Here is a 17,580-nt window from a genome sequence, read left to right as displayed (position 1 = left end):
TCTATAAAACAGTATGCTGCAAAAATATGACAATTTGGTAAAAACTAAAAAATTTACACATCTTTAAAACATCATTATTCAGGAATCTGGGTGCTATTCATATAACGTAGAATAACGCGTTTTCTATACTGTAGTTTACGATCGTTGCGGTGATCTTGATAATATTTCGGATCAGGCAATAATGCGGCCAAAAAAGCAGCTTGTTCGCGCGTTAAGCTTCTCGCACTTTTACCATAATAATATTGCGCGGCTGCTTCTACACCATATCGTTTTTTGCCAAATTCAACAGAGTTCATATATACCTCAAGAATTCGGCGTTTTGACCACATCCGCTCCATCATCCAAGTTGCGATAGTTTCTTGGCCTTTACGAATAAACGAACGCTTATTGTATAAAAACAAGTTCTTTGCCAGTTGTTGAGACACAGTAGAACCACCCGCAACAACCTCTCCTTCTTCATTATTCCGCTCTAGAGCAAAACGAATGCCATCCCAGTCAAAACCATGGTGATGAATAAATTTTGCATCTTCCCCAGCTAAAATCGCATGCTTGAAATTGTCGCTAATATCATCATAGTCAAGCCATTCATGAATGATCGGCTCTGAGGTATCTGACCAATAATCAATTCGCATAAACATGGTGGTATCAACCTCATGTGTACGCCACCAAACCAAACTTGAGAAAATCCAAAGTTGAATAAGGAGAATTGCCCCAATAAAAATTAACAACACGCGAACAATAAAAGCTTTCATGTTCGTCCTGATCTCCTGTATTCAACTTTTTTCATGTTAAGCTGTTAAGCATGTTCATATATAACAAAAGCATAGCATGACTCAATATCAGCCTCCGCACATTAATCGTAAACTCAATGTACAAACTTGGTGGCTGACCGCCTTATTGATCTTGATTAATGTAGGTTTGTTTGTCTGGCAAATTGCAACTGGCGTCGATATTAGCGACCCAGCCATGAAAGATGCTATTCATTGGGGTGCTGATTTTACACCACTTACTTTTTCTGGGCAGCCTGAACGCTTATTTACCAGCATGTTTTTTCATTTTGGTCTTGTGCACCTCATGCTTAACATGTGGGCCCTCTATATTTTCGGTAATGTTGCAGAGTCTCTATTTGGTCGCTTCTATTTTATATGCCTGTATTTAATTGCTGGCTTATTTGGTAGCCTTCTTAGTAGCTATATGACCATTCAAAATGGGCATGAATTACTACAACATTTTGATCAGAGCTTACTTCCTCATGTCAGTGCAGGTGCTTCAGGTGCCGTGATGGGATTAGGTGCTGCGTTAACAGTACTTTCTCTATTTCCTCCGCTTCCGCATCAGGCCTACATACTCGATAAAAAAGCTTTATTAATGGTTATGGCAATCAACCTTATTTTTGGTTTTGTCGCAACGGGTATTAATAATGCCGCGCATATTGGCGGCATGATTATAGGAGCATTCCTTGCACTAATCTGGTACTTAAGCTATGTCAGCAAGTTAAAAACTATACTTAAAATTTTAGGCTTATTAGGCGCAGTAATCATTACGGGTGTTTTTTATATGTACTGTGTACAAATCAATTCACCGTTACTTCCACTCTGGCATGAAATCATCATCCAGAACCCTGACATTATTCCTTAAACTACAATTGGTTTAATTCTCTTAAACTTTGTAAAGGTGGTAAATTACAGAGATAGCCTAGTCGATAACGACCAATCAAAGCACAAACCAGCATCATGCCAAGAGGTAAAATCAGCCAGATTTCAATATGCCACTGTATTGCCATATTCATTTTATAGCTTGCGATCGCACTAATCACTTCTGCAAAACAGCAGGCAACTATGCCTGCTAACAAACCTAAAAACCCAATCTCAAAACTGAGCATTTGCTTCATTTTATTTTTAGATAAACCAAATGAGCGTAGTAAAGCAACTTCACGGCGTCGCTCATCCATTAATAAATTTAGACATGCAATTAAAACGAGTATTCCAGAAAAACCAACTAATGCCGCTAGAACAGTTACTATTTTGACCAAAACATTCATTAAGCGTTTTACTTCATCTAAAATCCGGTCAACATCAATAAATACTGTATTTGAGAACTGCTGAATAATATTGATCATTTTAGATTGATCTTGCTTAGGCACATAGAAACTACCTAAATAACTTCCAGCATTTTTGTCTAAGGTTTTAGGTGAAAAAATAAAGAAAAAGTTAGGGCTAAAGCTTTCCCACTCGACACTCCGAAAATTCACAACTTTGGCCTGTAAGTTGCCTTCGGGCAAACTAAAAGTAAGCTTATCTCCAATTTGGATTCCCAAACTTTCGGCAGTTTTACTTTCGACTGAAACTTGCCCTACGCCATTAAACTGAGCTTGACCATTTGTAATGACATTGTCATTTGGTAGTAGATTTGATTGAGTCAAATTCAGTTCACGGCGCAAAGAATTATTTTGCTTTATAGCCTCTTCTGAAAAAGGCACATCATTCTTAGCTAACAATCGGCCACGAATATTTGGATATAACGGCGTGCTTTGCCAGCCATTCTGCTTTAATTGTTGCTCAAATGCTTTTAAATCAAATGGAGGTAATCCATAAACAAATTGATTCGGTGTCCCTTCTGGAAGTTGTTGCTGCCAACGCTCTAATAAATCTGTTCTTAATACACTGAGTACCGTAATGAGGCTTAAGCCTAAAGCCAATGCGGTAATTTGTAAGGCGCTTTGTGATGGCGAACGAATATAAAAAGACAATCGATTTTTCAGCTTTTTTAAGCTACGAAGCAATAGCCAAACAACGGTGTAAAGCAAAATACAAAGAACAATAATTGCCGCCAACACCAAAATGCTGAGCATTAAGTTTTCACTCAACACCAAACTAAAAACAACTAGGCTAGTGATTCCTGCAAAAAACATGAAGAATAAAGATTTGCGAGATTTGGCTTGCTCCCGAATAACACGAATTGGAGGTGTATTTAAAAGCTCCCAAATGCTTGGCAAAATAAAACCAAGCAGCACAATCACGCTGGTAAAAATCGCAATTGGTAAAGGCCCGATTAAAAGAGGTACAACCGAAAAACTTAACTCTAATTGAGGGATCAATTGCAGCATAAGTTGCAGCAGACCAAACCCCATGATTAAACCTAATAGGCTTCCTAGCACAATTGAAATCGCACTGACAATACAAAGCAATCCAATATATGCCCACAAGATTTGGAACTTACTGGCGCCTAAGCATCTAATAAGTGCAATGTGATCTTGGTTTTGTTGAACATATCTTTGACTCGTTAAAGCGATGGCAATACCACACAATAAAATCGTTAAAATATTGGCCAATTGCAAAAAGGTATCTAAATTTTCAAGCGGACGTAATAACCTACTGTTCGATTCACTTGCATCACGTAAACGCAAGCCAGCCGCTTCATCTACATCTTTAGAAGGTTGATGCTGTTGCTTAAATTGCTTTGAAAATGACTGAACCTGTTCAGGGCTACCTGCCATTAATAAACGATAGTCAATTCTGCTCCCTGTCTGAATCGCATGAGTCTTAGCGATATCGGCTTGATGAATAATAACGGTTGGAGAAAAGCCTGAAAAACCAAGTTCCTGATTTGAATCACGCACAATCACGCCACTAAAACGGAAGGTACCATCAGCAATAGAAACAGTATCTCCTAGCTTTACTTTAAGTAAATCGGCTGCTCTTTGACTTAGCCAAACTTCACCAGATTGAATCGCTTGAGTTTTTGGCGCAATTTCAAGCTGTCCTCTGAGTGGAAATAAAGGCTCAATTGCCTTTACATTCACCATGACAAACTGATCTTGGGTATGTGCCATCGAGCTAAATAGAGTGACATTAGTTTGCTTTAAACCAAGCTGCTCAGCTTTCTCTTTCCACTGCTGTTCAATAGGCTCGTTATTCGACAGAACTAAATCAGCACCCAGCATTTGTGAAGCTTGCAGACTGACTGCATTTTTAACTTGGTCATTACTAAATTTCAGGGCTGTCGTTGCGCTAATCGCAAGCGATAGAGCAATAATGAGTAGATATAATCCACCCGTACGAAAACTCTGTAGCAAAAGTGGTTTGAGAAGATTACGCATAGTTTAACCACCCTGTACTGTCTTTAGTCGGCCATCATCTAACTCAACATGACGCTGACATAGGGTTGCTAAATTACGATCGTGGGTGACTAAAATCAGAGTCGTACCTAACTCTCGGTTTAAATCAAAGAGTAAGCTTTCAATTTCTTGTGCTGTCTGACCATCTAGGTTTCCAGTCGGTTCATCCGCAAAAATAATTTGTGGTTCTGCAATGAGAGCGCGTGCAATGGCTACACGCTGCTGCTCGCCACCAGATAAGACTTTAGGCGTTTGTTCAACTTGACGACTGAGCCCTACTCGATGCAACCAATCTAAAGCTTTTTTCTCAGCTGTTTTATAATCAAAGTCTTTACGTAATCGTAAAGGTAACATCACATTTTCAAGCGCACTCAACTGAGGCAGAAGTTGAAAAGACTGAAATACAAAACCAATATGCTGCATTCTGATTTGGGCACGTTGTTCCTCTGTTAACTGATGAACAGCTTGACCACACAACCAGACTTCTCCTTCAGACGGTTGATCTAAAGTCGCCAAAATTCCTAGTAAGGTTGATTTACCTGAGCCGGAACGTCCCGTAATTGCTACCTGTTCCCCTTCAAAAATCTCTAAATCAATATCTTTTAAAATCGTAAACTGATTTTGGTTAATCTGAATAGTTTGTGTAACTTGATGGGCAGCAATGATGGGTTGTGGCATGATGTAAAAAGTCCTATGTATTCAGAATCAGGGTCGAAGTACAAATGTATAAATCTTTTTTGATTGGTTCTAAAAGCATCATGCTCATCTCATTAAGTATGCTGCCTATGCTTGTATCGGCGAAAACTATTTTAATTTTAGGAGATAGTATTAGTGCCGGTTACGGAATTGATCCCAAACAAGGTTGGGTACAATTACTGCAAAAACGCTTAGACCAACAGTATCCCAAACAACACAAAGTGGTCAATGCAAGTGTTAGTGGAGAAACAACAAGCGGCGCTTTAGCCCGATTACCTAAGTTATTGCAGACCTATAAGCCGAATGTGGTCGTGATTGAATTAGGTGGAAATGACGGCTTGCGTGGGCAACCACCTCAAATGATTCAAAAAAATCTGGATCAGCTCATTCAATTAAGCCAGAAACAAAAAGCCAAAGTTATTCTTTTTGGCATGAAGATTCCGCCAAATTATGGGGCTGCATATAGCAAAGCTTTTGAAAATAATTATAAAGTTGTAAGTCAAAAATATCAGGTGAAACTACTACCGTTTTTTCTAGATGGTGTTGCTGGTCAAAAACAGCTTATGCAAAATGATTTAATTCATCCCAATGCTCAAGCGCAGTCAAAACTACTTAATTTAGCTTACCCATATATAAAAGGTGCCCTATAGGCACCTTTTATCTTTAAGCATTCTTTTTAATATGATCAGAAATCAAAAAAAGTAACTTCACCAGTTTCTAGTGAATATTCTGCACCAACAACAATTAATTCACCTTTTGCAATTAGGCTCTCTAACACCGCTGAACCATGGCGTAATTGATTTACCGAAGCAAAAACGTTTGAACGTACCGCATGACATGAAAGTTTTTTCAAATCATTTTTTAAGTCAGTCTGCATTAAAATTTCAACTGATGGACGAACGCGGTTCACAATCGACATTAGGTTAGATGATGGCGGGTGATCAGGATTCATTAACGTATCAATTGTTGCTTGAATCGCACCACAATGGCTGTGTCCTAATACGACTACAACCGGACAATCATAACGCTCTGCTGCGAACTCAACACTACCGACTTGTGAAGGTGCAACCACATTACCAGCTACACGGATTACGAATAAGTCACCAAGACCTTGGTCAAATACCATCTCTGCTGGAACACGAGAATCTGAGCAGCCAAGTACGATTGCAAACGGATTTTGATCCTTTGCCATTTCAGCGCGTTCTTGATGAGATAAGGTTTTTGCAAGGGAAGTATTTCCATTTACAAATCGTTGATTACCGGCTTTCAGACGATCTAAAACTTCTTGCGCAGTAGGCATTTTATATTTCCATTGTTTTTTCAAGGTTGGAAATCATTTTAATGTGTCAAAATTTGAATGTCACTGACAAAAAATAAATCCTTTTCTATGAAAAAATTTAAAAATACTTAACCTGTTTTAATGTAGAGCTCACTGCATATTCGCTACTGTTTAGTGAAAAAATAGACATACTTTGGTTCTCGGATTGACTATAATTTTCTTCATTCCAAACATTTGGCAAATGACTCATTGGCAAAGTTTTTCAATAATTTTTCAAACTCGCTTAAGCTTCAAGGATGAAATCTATGACAAGGCTGCCCACATCAATTATGGCCTCTATGAAAAAAACTGCTACCGCCCTGACTTTGGCTTGTAGCGTATTGTCAGTGATGAGTATTTCTCAAACACAGGCAGCCGATAATATTGATGTGACATTCCAGAATGTATTACAGCAAGAACGTAGCTGGGCAGGCCTACAAAGCAAAAGCTTAAAAGTCGGTGATGTGACTTGGTCATATAGCGAAGGCGGCTCTACAACAAAACCGACTTTACTCCTTATTCATGGTTTAGCGGGTAGCCGTGATAACTGGAACCGAGTGGCTCGTTATCTCACCACAAATTATCATGTCATTATTCCTGATTTGCCGGGTAGTGGCGAAACTATCGTTTCCCAAGACTTCGATTATTCGGTACCAAATCTTGCTGAAAAATTACGTCGCTTTGTTGAGGCTGCAAATTTAAAAGGTCCAATTCATATTGCTGGGCACTCACTCGGTGGATCTATTGCCCTACTCTATGCTGGACAGTATCCATTTGAAACCAAAAGTTTATTTTTAGTAGATAGCGGCGGTATTTTTCGCTCAGCCAATACAATTTATTTAAAAGATCCTGCTTACCTCAAACAACTGTTAGTGTCTAAAAAAGGTGACTTTAACTATTTGTTAAAACAAACCATGTTTAATCCTCCATTTATTCCTAAAGAGTTTCTTCAAGCTCAAGAAAAGTTGATGATTGATCAGGCACCTCAAACACAAAAACTGGTTGATCAATTGATTGCACTTAATAAAGTCTATACACCAGATTCATTTGCGGTACTTACCAAAACGATTGATGCACCGACGCTCATTCTATGGGGCAAACAAGATAAGATTATTAATGTCGAAGTAGCAAGTGAACTAAAACGACTTTTAAAGAATGCTCAGCCTCCAGTTATTTTAGAAAATGTAGGTCATATGCCAATATTGGAAGCTGAACAGTTAGTTATGCAACAATATCTACCGTTTTTACTTAAAGTAGAAACAAATCAGTCGTCAAAAACGACCACACCTTAATAAAACTTCGGACTTGTGAGACCTTATGTCTACCCAACCACTTATTGAAAAACTTATTGAAGCTCATCTAGATTTTTTAGATGAGCAATTTGCTCAGACTCAGGTGATCCAGCAAGAGTTTGAGCAATTTTATCATTGGTTGGGGAGTCGGCAATTACAACATCTGTGGACTTTTGAACAAATTCAACAGCTCATTCAAAAGCAGATTTTAGATACGCCTGCTTCTGATTTCCTGATTGAACAAATTGCTGAGCATATTCGCTTTGCATTGATTCATCCTGCAAATGAAACCGCAACTGTTGAAGATGTTATTCCTGTTCTAACGATTGACCGAATTGCACAATACGTTGCAAGTAAAGAAGAGCACCGTAAAAAACTGATTAAAACGATTGTGAATAACCCTGCTTTTTCGGCCCTGCTCACGCAACTGATTCAGCAAACAATGCATGATTATTTAGATGAATCCATGTCAAAACGCGTGCCCGGTGTAGGTCGTTTTATGAAAATGGGGAAATCTGTTTTAGAAACAGTAACCGATTCAAATCTGGACGATACGATTAATCATTATTTGCAAAAGAATATTTTAAAACTCAGCCAAATGAGTGAGCGTGTTTTAAACCAACATTTTGACAATGATAAGCTCTACCATTTTCAGGCAAATGTTTGGCATAAAGTTAAAACTATGCCACTTTCTGTTTTAAAAAATTATATAGAAACTCAAGATTTATCAAAAACGGTTGGGTTAGGGCATGAAATCTGGGACCACATTCGCCAAACTGATTATTTAAAACAACAAGTACATGATGGTATCTATACTTGGTATGCACGTAATCAAGAGCGTAGTTTTGACTTGTTACTTCGTGACCTCAATATCGATGAAAGCTTAGTGCAACATGAGCTGACCACGTTACTTGTGCCTGTATTACAGCAGTTAATTACAATAGGACATTTAAGACGTCGTGCCCGTGTGTACTTAGAGAAGTTTTATTATTCTGAAAAAGCATTAGATATTTTAAATAACAAAGGCGCTTAGAGCGCCTTTGTTATTTATGTTGATTAGAAAGAATATTTTAAAGAAGCGTAATAAGCTCGACCTGGTTCATTATAAGTTTGGCTGATTGAATTACTGTCTCTTAAAATTTGTTTATCAAACAAGTTGCTCACACCAACACGCGTACTTATATTGTCTGAAAATTTATAACCGACATTTATTCCAGCGGTACTATAGCTTTTTACAGTACTTGGCTTAAGCGCAGAATTTGCTCCACCTGAACCAATACCAGATTCGATTCTACTTTCTGCAAACTGACGTGATTTTTGACGACCATATTGAGTAAATACAAAATTCACATCTAACTGATCTGTGATGTCATAATCAAAAATTGAGTTAATTGTATAGATTGGAACTAAAGATAATGGATTACCTGTTTGTTTATCTTTTGAATCCATCATATACGTAAAGTTGTTAGTCCAGCGGATATCACCGAAATCTAATCCTAAGCTTCCTTCAAAACCTTGAATTAATGCTTTAGGCGTATTTTCCCAACGTAAGATATTCCACTTAGTATTGGTCACAGCTCCTGTATTTGCATTTGTGCTTGAACCATCAACTGTTCCAACAACGTTTGTACCAGCCACAATTTTATCTTTATAGTCATTGCGGAACCAAGTTAAGCTTGCATTCACGATATCTTTTTGGAACTGGATACCAAGCTCTTTGTTTACCGAAGTTTCTGGTTTTAAATCACCATTACCTTGCAACAAGCAACGTGACTCAATATTGGCCGGACAACCATTACCATTTGTACTTAATAAATACCCTTCGGCATTTTGATACATATTCGGTGCTTTATAAGCTTTTGCTACCCCACCTTTTAAAGTGAAATAATCGTTAAGTCTTTGGGTAATATTTAAGCTTGGGCTCCAGTTAGAACCAGATTTACTATGGTCATCAAAACGAAGGCCTAACACGATATCTGTACTGTCTGTGAGTTTCAAGTTATCTTCGACATATGCAGAAGCAATACGTGACTCCATTTTACTGCGATCGCCTTTAGCCAATTGATCGCCATAGCCTGAACCACTACTGTCTTTCCCTTGATTTGTCGACACATTATCTTTAAATCTGTCTTCAACCCATTCGGTACCAAGTGTTAATACATGTGGTACATAATATTCAAAAGGAATATTGGCTTCACCATTAAATCGAAGAGTTTCTAAACGTGAAGTGGCTTTATCATCAAGGTTATTAATTTTTCCTTCTGTACTACCGCCCAGGCCTTCTGGAAGGCGTTTATTATGCGTTTTGTCATATTGAGCAACGAGTTTACTCTTACCCCAAGACCAATCACCCTCATGGGTTAATGCATAGCTATCACGGTACATAGTATTGGTTTCTTTACCAATAAGTTCCGAAAGAATCGCATCAGCTTCCGCATTTGCATTTAACTGAGAGTCACCAGAATAAATATTACCTTGTTTGCTAGAAGAGACATCAAGCAAAACAGTTTGCTGGTCTGTTGCCTGCCAAGCTAAACGGCCTGAAATATCTTTATTTTTAACGCCTTCACGCCCCGCTGCGGTACTACCAATTGATTTATTAATATCAACATCGTCAGCTTCTGTTTTATTGTAATTACCATATAAACGATAAGACAAAACATCTTTAATCAGTGGCCCACTTACGTTAAAACCAACACGATTTGATGCACCTTCTTTAGAGTCTTCAGGTTGCGATGTATAAAACTCTACTGAGCCATGGGTTTCATTAGTCACTTTTTTAGTAATGATGTTAACCACACCACCTGCCGCACCAGAACCATAACGAGCCGCTGCTGGACCACGTAAAACCTCAATCGACTCGATTGCTTCTGCTGGCACCCAGTTTGAGTCACCTCGTGTATCACGCTCTCCTTTCCAGCCATAACGGACTGAATTACGAGAATTAATTGGTTTTCCATCCACTAAAATAAGCGTGTTTTCGGGCCCCATTCCACGAATATCAATTTGTCTATTATTGCCACGCTGCCCTGTTGCACTGTTACCTGTTAAATTGACACCAGGCATACGGCGCACATAATCAGAAATATCATTACGAACTGGTAGTTTTTCTAAATCTTCTTGGGTGATTACTGATACACCGAGCGACTGCTTCACCTGCTCTTCAGCTGTTACAAAAATTGTTTCCAATTTCACAGGTTCAGCAGGCTTTTCTAATGCTTTTTCAGCTTGTTCTTGCTCATTTTGTGCAGCATAAGCCATAGACATCATACTTGCCAGTACTGAAACAGAAAGCACTGACTGGATAATACGCTTCGACATAAGTATTCCCAATATATTGATTTATTAAACATCTCTCATTTTCAGTTCCGCATTGTAACAAAGATAAATAAAATTACAAATGATATTGATAATAATTATCATTATTTATATTGAATAATAAAAAAACCTCATTGCGAGGCTTTTTTATTTCACTTTTCAAATAATTTAATTATTTGAAGTAAGCACCTTCTGCTTGCGTATGGTCAGTTTGGTCAACCACACGTTGAAGCTCAGGAATGTTCTCTCTTAAAGTAGTTTCTACACCTTGTTTCAAGGTAACATCAATTGCAGAACAACCTTGGCAACCACCACCAAATTTCAATACAGCAGTTAAACCGTGTTCTGGATCATCTTGTACTTCTACCAAGCTACAATTTCCGCCATGCCCTGCAAGACCTGGGTTAATTTCTGCCTGAAGAATGTAAGTAATACGTTCTTCAATCGAAGCATCTGGACCAACACGTGGAACTTTAGAGTTTGGAGCACGGAAAGTGAGCTGACCACCAAAACGGTCCTTGTTGTAATCAATTACGGCATCTAAAAGATAAGGAATAGATGGCGCATCAATATACGCAGGAAAATCAGGATAGTCCTGCTTATAATCCGTTGGGATCACTTCTTCTGGCGCACTATATGCCATACAGCATTCCGCACGTGGCGTACCCGGATGCTCAACAAAAATTCGAACGCCAATTCCCGGAGTATTTTGCTTCGTTAGTAAATCGTGCAAATACTCTTGTGCAGATGGTGTAATCAAAAGGTTTGGAATTTCTTCTGCAACAGCAGTGTTGGTGTTCTCAGTCGACATAACAATATTCCTCAAGCTGATGCCTTTATATTAACCGAAGATGAGGTGGATTTAAAAAAAATCAACTAAATTTGTCGGATTTATACACAACAGGGTTTCAACTTAAGTTTTTAATGGCATTATTGAGCTCAGTATTGATCATTTTTTAAATATTTCTTATGTTGCATTTGCCGTTTAACCATACAGTTACTCTTATTATTATTACGGTCATTATCTCTTTACTTGCTTTTAGCAATCAAAATGTAATGAACCGATTGATTTTTTGGCCGCCTGCAATGCAACGTGGACAAATTGATCGATTCATTACTCATGGCTTTATCCATGCCGACGGAACACATTTACTGTTCAACATGATTACCCTGTTTTTCTTTGGCAGTATTATTGAAAGTTTTTATCGCCAATATTTCTATGATATGGGTTTTGTGTTGTTTTACTTAGGTGGCTTAATCTTTGCGATTTTGCCAAGCTATTTACAACATAAAAATGATGCGAACTGGGCCAGTCTAGGCGCTTCTGGTGCTGTTTCAGCGGTTTTATTTGCTTATATCCTATTCCAACCGTGGAAACTTATCTTTGTATTTTTCATTCCTGTACCCGCTATTATTTTCGCTATTTTATATGTGGCGTACAGTATTTGGGCTGGTAAGCGAGGTAATAGTCATATCAACCATAGCGCTCATTTGTGGGGTGCAGCTTACGGAATCATCGTAACCATTTTACTTGAACCTAAAGTTATTCCACATTTCTTAGACCAGCTTACCCGTCTTCCTTTCTAAACGATATAAATCAAAGAAAAGCCCGTTATGGGCTTTTCTTTTTTTCTGATTTATTTATCTGCATAAATTCTCAGTCTTTTTTCTGATTTTCTTTGATCAATTCGTTGTTTTGTTTGCAAAAACCATCTGATTAAACTCATGCCAATTCTTTTAATAATTCAGATGATACAATGAAGTACAGAGCAATTTTATCTAGCCTTTCTATTGCCTTATTTAGCTTATCTTTGGCTGGATGTAATGACAACGATAATCAAGAAAATGTCGTAAGTACGCCTAAGCAACCCAATATCTTATTTATTATGGCTGATGACTTAGGCTATTCAGATTTAGGGGCTTTTGGTGGCGAAATTCACACCCCTAATATTGATAGTCTGGCTCAAGAAGGTCGCCTTTTAACGGATTATCATACTGCCCCAACCTGTTCGCCAACACGTTCTCAACTTATTTCCGGTACTGATCATCATTTAGCTGGTATTGGGGCAATGGCTGAACTCACACCAGAGCATTTGAAAGGACAACCAGGTTATGAGGGCTATTTAAACGAACGTTCTTTATCGATTGCCCAAGTACTTAAAGACAATGGTTACCGCACGTATATTAGTGGTAAATGGCATTTAGGCTTAACCCCTGAAACCAATGCACATGCTAAAGGTTTTGATCATTCATTTACCTTATTACAAGGTTTAGATCATCATTTTAAACAAGCTCCAAGTGCCTTTAAACGAAATTCAACTTATACAGAAGATGGGCAAATTATTCCTATTTCGGCATTGCCTGATGACTTTTTCTCTACCAACTATTTTACCGATAAATTACTAAGCTACTTAGATTCAGGCAAAAATAGTGGTAAACCATTCTTTGCTTATGCTGCTTACACGGCGCCTCACTGGCCAATTCAAGCCCCAGCCGAATATCGTGAAAAATATCGCGGAGTTTATGATGTAGGTTACGATGCAATTCGTAATGCCCGCATTTCTAGACAAAAACAGCTTGGAATTATTCCTGCAAACTTTGATGCAGCAGAACCAATTGCGACTCAAAATGCTCCACAAAAATATGGGAAATGGGATGAGTTAACAGCCGAACAAAAGGCACTAGAAGCTCGTAAGATGGAAATCTATGCGGGTATGGTAGAAAATCTTGATGCCAATGTCGGCCGCATTATTCAATATCTCAAACAAAATAATCTTTATGACAATACTTTAATTTTCTTTGTTTCAGACAATGGCGCAGAAGGTTTTGTACGTGGCGGATATGGCAGTGAATCTGGTTTTGATAACTCAGTAGCCAATGTTGGTACACCTACTTCATATCACTATATTGGGCCACGTTGGGCCGAAGTCAGTGCGGCACCTTTCCACTTATGGAAAGATACTGCGGGCGAAGGCGCAACGACTGCCCCTGCTATTGTGAAATTACCAAATCAGAAAAAAGCGGAAGAGACAAATCATAGCTTTGCATCTGTACTCGATGTTTTCCCTACCTTACTAGAATATGCTCATATTCCAGTACCTCAAGGCCAATATAATGGCCGAGCCATTAATACACCATCTGGGATTTCATGGAAACCTTTGCTTGAAAACAAAACCGATACTATTCGTCCTGCAAATTTTAGCTTTGCCGATGAGTTACATGGCAGCAAATATGCAAAACAAGGTGAATGGAAAATCGCACTTCAAGGACGACCTGAATTAGGCACAGGGACTTGGGAGCTATACAACATTAAATTAGATCGCGGTGAAAGACAAAACGTTGCTCAGCTTTATCCTGCAAAAGTTCAAGAACTTTTATCGGTCTATCAAAAATATACTGAAAAAAATGGTGTGCAGGAATATAACGCCAAATGAAATTGAAACCTTTTTTAGTCACCACAATCAGCCTGTCTATTATGACGGGCTGTAGCCAATCTTCAAAAGTTTCTGAACCTACATCTTCGACGCAACAGCAAACATCTTTAGCTGATTTAGGATCTATTGAAAAGTGTCAAAACTATACTGGTCTGCCTCAGGGTTGGCTCAAACAGCCTACAGCAGGAATGGTTTTAATTGCCGATGGAGATTTTAACTTTGGTTCTGAAAAGGCCTATCCCGATGAACTTAATTTTGGGAAAAAAAAGCGTGAAGTCAAAGGATTTTGGATTGACCAAACTGAAGTTACGGTCGCTCAATTTGCAAGTTTTGTAAAAGCAACTGGCTATATTACCGATGCCGAAAAACAAAAACAGGCTGCTGTTTTCTCACCAGACCCTCATCACCCACAGAAATGGTGGCAGCTAAAATCAGGGTATACATGGAAAACGGCAAACGGCGGTACTGGAGCTATAGCAAATCCTAATGAGCCTGTAAGGTATGTAAGTAAAAATGATGCTGAACATTATGCAGTGTGGCTAGGACGTGATTTACCAACAGAACTAGAATGGGAATATGCAGCTAAAGCCAATTCAAAAACTGATACCCCTTTACATCAGGCCCCTACTGATGAACATCAACATCCGCAAGCCAATTACTGGCAAGGCGAATTCCCTTTTCAAAACCTAAATCAAGATCACTTTAAAGGTGTTGCACCCGTTGGATGTTTTACGGCAAATAATTTCAAACTATTTGATATGATTGGAAATGTATGGGAATGGACATCTTCTCCTTATCAAGGCGCTCATGACCAGCATATGGGAAATTATTCTGATTTACGTCAACAACAAATCACCAGCACTCAATATGTAATTAAAGGTGGATCTTTTCTTTGTGCACAAAATTATTGTTCACGTTATCGTAGCAGTAGCCGTTATCCACAAGATTTTGATTTAGCTGCAACACATGTTGGATTTCGGACTATTTTACGGTCTCCTTAATTTCTACTTAATTCGACTTATTAAAGATATTTTTTAACCAAAATTAGGTCGAAAAATAATCAAAATATTTTTATAGTACAAGTGAGAATGATAAAAAAGTGAGAACAAGATGAAAACTTTACTTCTTTGTGCCGCAGCAATTTTCACAATGTCACTATCAGCCTGTGCGGTCCATACACCTGAAGGTAGTATTGTGATTGACCCTGATTCACCATATTACGGACATCCAGGAGGCTTTTGCCCACCAGGACAAGCTAAAAAAGGACGTTGTTAGAAATGCCCTCTTTTAAAGTAATTTTGAAGTTACTCTAAAGAAATAGGCTTCAATCAAGTGATGAATTGAATACTAAATGGAGGGTTCCAGCCCAAAAATAGATGGGATGAAACTAGAAAATTATGGTGTAAAAAAATCACCATATCCCCAAGATTTTTAAAAGACAATCTTACGTTGTCTTCTATCTAGTTTCACCCCAATTCTTTCTTATTCCGTTTGACTTTTCTTACCGCTTAAGAAAAAAGTCTAGTTTTTAATCATTTCTGTATCTCTATTATTGATACATTTTGAACATTTTACCTTCAGGTTAATACTGATGTATTTGCTTAATACAAAATAAACATTTATGTAACGTAAGTCTATAAAAATGTTCTAAAAATGTGAAAAAAATTAAGGCCAAAATGAGATGAATTTATCATAATAACTTTCTCTTTCACGTTTCATCACATAAATAATCAATATTATTTTGTCAGTTATTGCCACTCGTTTCCTTTCATTGGCATAGATAATGTATACACATGTATATTAACCCAGTCGTATAAACGAGATATTTTATGTCCAGCACAAGTCAAGTCGAAGGTCTACAATTTCCGGTACACGCCTCAACAAAAAAACAAAGTACATCTCTTACAGGCCAAGAGATTTTGTCAGAGGCCTTATCTATTGTAGATAATAAAACCGCACAACAAGTGTTGAATGAAAAAAACTGGCGAAAAAACTATCCTTTATATTTTAAAGCTCTTGTTAAACAAGGGATTTCTAATATCAACAACCCAATTACTATTGCGAAGCAAGGATTGCATAAAGCTCACCATATTTTTGATTATTATCGTGATGGTAAACACTACCTTTTAAAAGATGCCGTTCATATTGCTTCATCTACTCCTCTTTATACAGTAAAACTTAAAGGTGAAAGTGACGCAGCACCTGAATGGTATGTTCCCTATAAAGGACAAAAACTAAGTGGACAAAGCTTATTAGACCAGATTCAACGCTGGGAAGAGACTGGTATTATTGAGCCAAGTCATGCAAAAGCACTTCGTGAAGCTATTGCTCATCCAGAATGGTTCGATTTGTCTGACCGTACGATGGTGCTGTTTGGTGCAGCCTCAGAAGCAGGGCCACTGCCTTGGTTAGCCAAATGGAAAGCAAATATTGTTGCTGTAGATTTACCAAACTCACGAGTCTGGGGCAAAATCCTAAATACAATTCAACAAGGGAATGCAACACTCATTGCACCATGTGTTGAAGCCGTTGATTCGTCAGCAAAAGCTTCGGAGTTAAAAGATAAGCTGGGTGCAAATTTACTGAATCAATTACCAGAAATAGCGCAGTGGCTGGTGCAGTTTCCACAAAAGTTAGATTTGGCAGCAATCGCCTATTTAGATGGTGAAAAGCATGTCCGCGTTTCCATGGCAATGGATAGCATCATGCAATTTGTGAGCGAGCATAAATCTGATACAAGCCTTATGTTTATGTGTACTCCAACCGATGTTTATGCAGTACCAAAAGAAGTTGCAGAGGCTGCTCAAGAGAAATTTAAATCCCGCAGAAAAATGCAAAAATTGGCAGTAAAAGGTGTTTCTGCTCTTTCGCTCAATCGTTTTTTTCAAGCGCCATACCAAGACTTGGTTACATGTGAAAATGGAAAAACTTATGGTATTGCCGACTGCTTAGTGGTTGAACAAGGTCCAAACTATGCTTTGGCAAAACGTATTCAACAATGGCGTGCTATTTTGGCCCGCCATCAAGGACAACGTGTCAGTATTAATATTGCACCATCGACAACCACTCATTCAGTGACTAAAAATCCATTATTGAAAGCAGCTTTTAATGGCGCAGAACTTTTCGATGTAGAAGCATTTAGCCCTGAAACCACCAATGCCATTATGGCGGCGCTCTGGATTCATGACTTAAGAAATGAGTCTTCTGTGGCGAATCCTGAAACTGTATTAGACCATCCGCTTGAACTTATGATGGAAGGTGCCAATCATGGTGGATTATGGCGTGTGGCTTATTTAGCACGAACTGCCCTGCCTTTCGCTGCAATTTATGGTTTTGCTACCGAAAAACTCCCTTTTAGAAAATCATCTAAAAAATAATTTGATTAAAGCCCAATCCTAGAATTGG

The 17,580-nt window shown here is 38.3% G+C and carries 15 protein-coding genes; 9 read left to right on the top strand and 6 right to left on the bottom strand.

Annotation, left to right across the window (positions count from 1 at the left end; all coding sequences use genetic code 11):
• Nucleotides 1-74: 74 nt before the first annotated feature.
• The gene (mtgA, locus tag ACTJJG_RS08635; protein WP_372552576.1) at nt 75-752 is read right to left on the bottom strand and encodes a monofunctional biosynthetic peptidoglycan transglycosylase; all 678 of its coding nucleotides are present in this window, start codon (nt 750-752) and stop codon (nt 75-77) included.
• 76 nt (nt 753-828) lie between these two features.
• Between mtgA and ACTJJG_RS08630 the strand changes: the two genes are divergently transcribed.
• The gene (locus ACTJJG_RS08630) at nt 829-1,638 is read left to right on the top strand and encodes a rhomboid family intramembrane serine protease (protein ID WP_033848616.1); all 810 of its coding nucleotides are present in this window, start codon (nt 829-831) and stop codon (nt 1,636-1,638) included.
• Between the two features lies 1 nt (nt 1,639).
• Here ACTJJG_RS08630 and ACTJJG_RS08625 read toward each other — a convergent pair whose 3' ends face one another.
• Both ACTJJG_RS08625 and ACTJJG_RS08620 read right to left on the bottom strand, forming a co-directional pair.
• Entirely contained in the window at nt 1,640-4,099 is a 2,460-nt protein-coding gene (locus ACTJJG_RS08625; RefSeq protein ID WP_372552574.1) for an ABC transporter permease, read from the bottom strand.
• A 3-nt stretch (nt 4,100-4,102) separates the two neighbouring features.
• A complete protein-coding gene (locus ACTJJG_RS08620) occupies nt 4,103-4,795 on the bottom strand; it encodes an ABC transporter ATP-binding protein (protein ID WP_005802976.1) in 693 nt (230 codons plus the stop codon).
• Nucleotides 4,796-4,839: 44 nt separating this feature from the next.
• Here ACTJJG_RS08620 and ACTJJG_RS08615 point away from each other — a divergent pair, with 44 nt between their 5' ends.
• On the top strand, nt 4,840-5,463 hold the full coding sequence (locus ACTJJG_RS08615; protein WP_005075467.1) for an arylesterase: 624 nt from the start codon (nt 4,840-4,842) through the stop codon (nt 5,461-5,463).
• 35 nt (nt 5,464-5,498) lie between these two features.
• On the opposite strand, the gene ACTJJG_RS08610 is transcribed toward ACTJJG_RS08615, so the two are convergent.
• The gene (locus ACTJJG_RS08610; protein WP_002117769.1) at nt 5,499-6,113 is read right to left on the bottom strand and encodes a carbonic anhydrase; all 615 of its coding nucleotides are present in this window, start codon (nt 6,111-6,113) and stop codon (nt 5,499-5,501) included.
• Nucleotides 6,114-6,397: 284 nt separating this feature from the next.
• Here ACTJJG_RS08610 and ACTJJG_RS08605 point away from each other — a divergent pair, with 284 nt between their 5' ends.
• Together ACTJJG_RS08605 and ACTJJG_RS08600 are read left to right on the top strand one after the other, a co-directional pair.
• The gene (locus ACTJJG_RS08605) at nt 6,398-7,423 is read left to right on the top strand and encodes an alpha/beta fold hydrolase (protein WP_206261125.1); all 1,026 of its coding nucleotides are present in this window, start codon (nt 6,398-6,400) and stop codon (nt 7,421-7,423) included.
• Nucleotides 7,424-7,448: 25 nt separating this feature from the next.
• Nucleotides 7,449-8,456, top strand: a complete 1,008-nt coding sequence (locus tag ACTJJG_RS08600; RefSeq protein ID WP_069119994.1) for a hypothetical protein — start codon at nt 7,449-7,451, stop codon at nt 8,454-8,456.
• Between the two features lie 23 nt (nt 8,457-8,479).
• Here ACTJJG_RS08600 and ACTJJG_RS08595 read toward each other — a convergent pair whose 3' ends face one another.
• Together ACTJJG_RS08595 and nfuA are read right to left on the bottom strand one after the other, a co-directional pair.
• Nucleotides 8,480-10,744, bottom strand: a complete 2,265-nt coding sequence (locus ACTJJG_RS08595; protein WP_057062135.1) for a TonB-dependent siderophore receptor — start codon at nt 10,742-10,744, stop codon at nt 8,480-8,482.
• A gap of 169 nt (nt 10,745-10,913) precedes the next feature.
• Nucleotides 10,914-11,552, bottom strand: coding sequence for a Fe-S biogenesis protein NfuA (gene nfuA / locus ACTJJG_RS08590; RefSeq protein WP_002117617.1), 639 nt, complete (start codon nt 11,550-11,552; stop codon nt 10,914-10,916).
• Nucleotides 11,553-11,710: 158 nt separating this feature from the next.
• Between nfuA and ACTJJG_RS08585 the strand changes: the two genes are divergently transcribed.
• From ACTJJG_RS08585 to ACTJJG_RS08565, 5 genes are all read left to right on the top strand, one after another.
• Nucleotides 11,711-12,328 (top strand): rhomboid family intramembrane serine protease, encoded by a 618-nt coding sequence (locus ACTJJG_RS08585; RefSeq protein WP_002117778.1) that lies wholly within the window; start codon nt 11,711-11,713, stop codon nt 12,326-12,328.
• A 170-nt stretch (nt 12,329-12,498) separates the two neighbouring features.
• Nucleotides 12,499-14,175: an arylsulfatase gene (locus ACTJJG_RS08580; RefSeq protein ID WP_372552573.1), complete on the top strand. Its 1,677-nt coding sequence runs from the start codon at nt 12,499-12,501 to the stop codon at nt 14,173-14,175.
• A complete protein-coding gene (locus ACTJJG_RS08575) occupies nt 14,172-15,176 on the top strand; it encodes an SUMF1/EgtB/PvdO family nonheme iron enzyme (RefSeq protein ID WP_372552571.1) in 1,005 nt (334 codons plus the stop codon). Before ACTJJG_RS08580 ends, ACTJJG_RS08575 begins: the two co-directional genes overlap by 4 nt.
• A gap of 109 nt (nt 15,177-15,285) precedes the next feature.
• Entirely contained in the window at nt 15,286-15,450 is a 165-nt protein-coding gene (locus ACTJJG_RS08570) for a hypothetical protein (protein WP_000854552.1), read from the top strand.
• A 554-nt stretch (nt 15,451-16,004) separates the two neighbouring features.
• The gene (locus tag ACTJJG_RS08565) at nt 16,005-17,552 is read left to right on the top strand and encodes a hypothetical protein (RefSeq protein WP_372552570.1); all 1,548 of its coding nucleotides are present in this window, start codon (nt 16,005-16,007) and stop codon (nt 17,550-17,552) included.
• Nucleotides 17,553-17,580: the final 28 nt, after the last annotated feature.

Origin of the sequence: Acinetobacter sp. 22512, from assembly GCF_052044755.1 — a bacterium.
GTDB lineage: Bacteria > Pseudomonadota > Gammaproteobacteria > Pseudomonadales > Moraxellaceae > Acinetobacter > Acinetobacter pittii.
This window is presented reverse-complemented; position numbering and strand designations above follow the sequence as displayed.

What these genes read in the sequence shown, in the direction of transcription:
- mtgA (WP_372552576.1), bottom strand. Translation starts at nt 752, where the DNA reads ATGAAAGCTTTTATTGTTCGCGTGTTGTTAATTTTTATTGGGGCAATT.
- ACTJJG_RS08630 (WP_033848616.1), top strand. Translation starts at nt 829, where the DNA reads ATGACTCAATATCAGCCTCCGCACATTAATCGTAAACTCAATGTACAA.
- ACTJJG_RS08625 (WP_372552574.1), bottom strand. Translation starts at nt 4,099, where the DNA reads ATGCGTAATCTTCTCAAACCACTTTTGCTACAGAGTTTTCGTACGGGT.
- ACTJJG_RS08620 (WP_005802976.1), bottom strand. Translation starts at nt 4,795, where the DNA reads ATGCCACAACCCATCATTGCTGCCCATCAAGTTACACAAACTATTCAG.
- ACTJJG_RS08615 (WP_005075467.1), top strand. Translation starts at nt 4,840, where the DNA reads ATGTATAAATCTTTTTTGATTGGTTCTAAAAGCATCATGCTCATCTCA.
- ACTJJG_RS08610 (WP_002117769.1), bottom strand. Translation starts at nt 6,113, where the DNA reads ATGCCTACTGCGCAAGAAGTTTTAGATCGTCTGAAAGCCGGTAATCAA.
- ACTJJG_RS08605 (WP_206261125.1), top strand. Translation starts at nt 6,398, where the DNA reads ATGACAAGGCTGCCCACATCAATTATGGCCTCTATGAAAAAAACTGCT.
- ACTJJG_RS08600 (WP_069119994.1), top strand. Translation starts at nt 7,449, where the DNA reads ATGTCTACCCAACCACTTATTGAAAAACTTATTGAAGCTCATCTAGAT.
- ACTJJG_RS08595 (WP_057062135.1), bottom strand. Translation starts at nt 10,744, where the DNA reads ATGTCGAAGCGTATTATCCAGTCAGTGCTTTCTGTTTCAGTACTGGCA.
- nfuA (WP_002117617.1), bottom strand. Translation starts at nt 11,552, where the DNA reads ATGTCGACTGAGAACACCAACACTGCTGTTGCAGAAGAAATTCCAAAC.
- ACTJJG_RS08585 (WP_002117778.1), top strand. Translation starts at nt 11,711, where the DNA reads ATGTTGCATTTGCCGTTTAACCATACAGTTACTCTTATTATTATTACG.
- ACTJJG_RS08580 (WP_372552573.1), top strand. Translation starts at nt 12,499, where the DNA reads ATGAAGTACAGAGCAATTTTATCTAGCCTTTCTATTGCCTTATTTAGC.
- ACTJJG_RS08575 (WP_372552571.1), top strand. Translation starts at nt 14,172, where the DNA reads ATGAAATTGAAACCTTTTTTAGTCACCACAATCAGCCTGTCTATTATG.
- ACTJJG_RS08570 (WP_000854552.1), top strand. Translation starts at nt 15,286, where the DNA reads ATGAAAACTTTACTTCTTTGTGCCGCAGCAATTTTCACAATGTCACTA.
- ACTJJG_RS08565 (WP_372552570.1), top strand. Translation starts at nt 16,005, where the DNA reads ATGTCCAGCACAAGTCAAGTCGAAGGTCTACAATTTCCGGTACACGCC.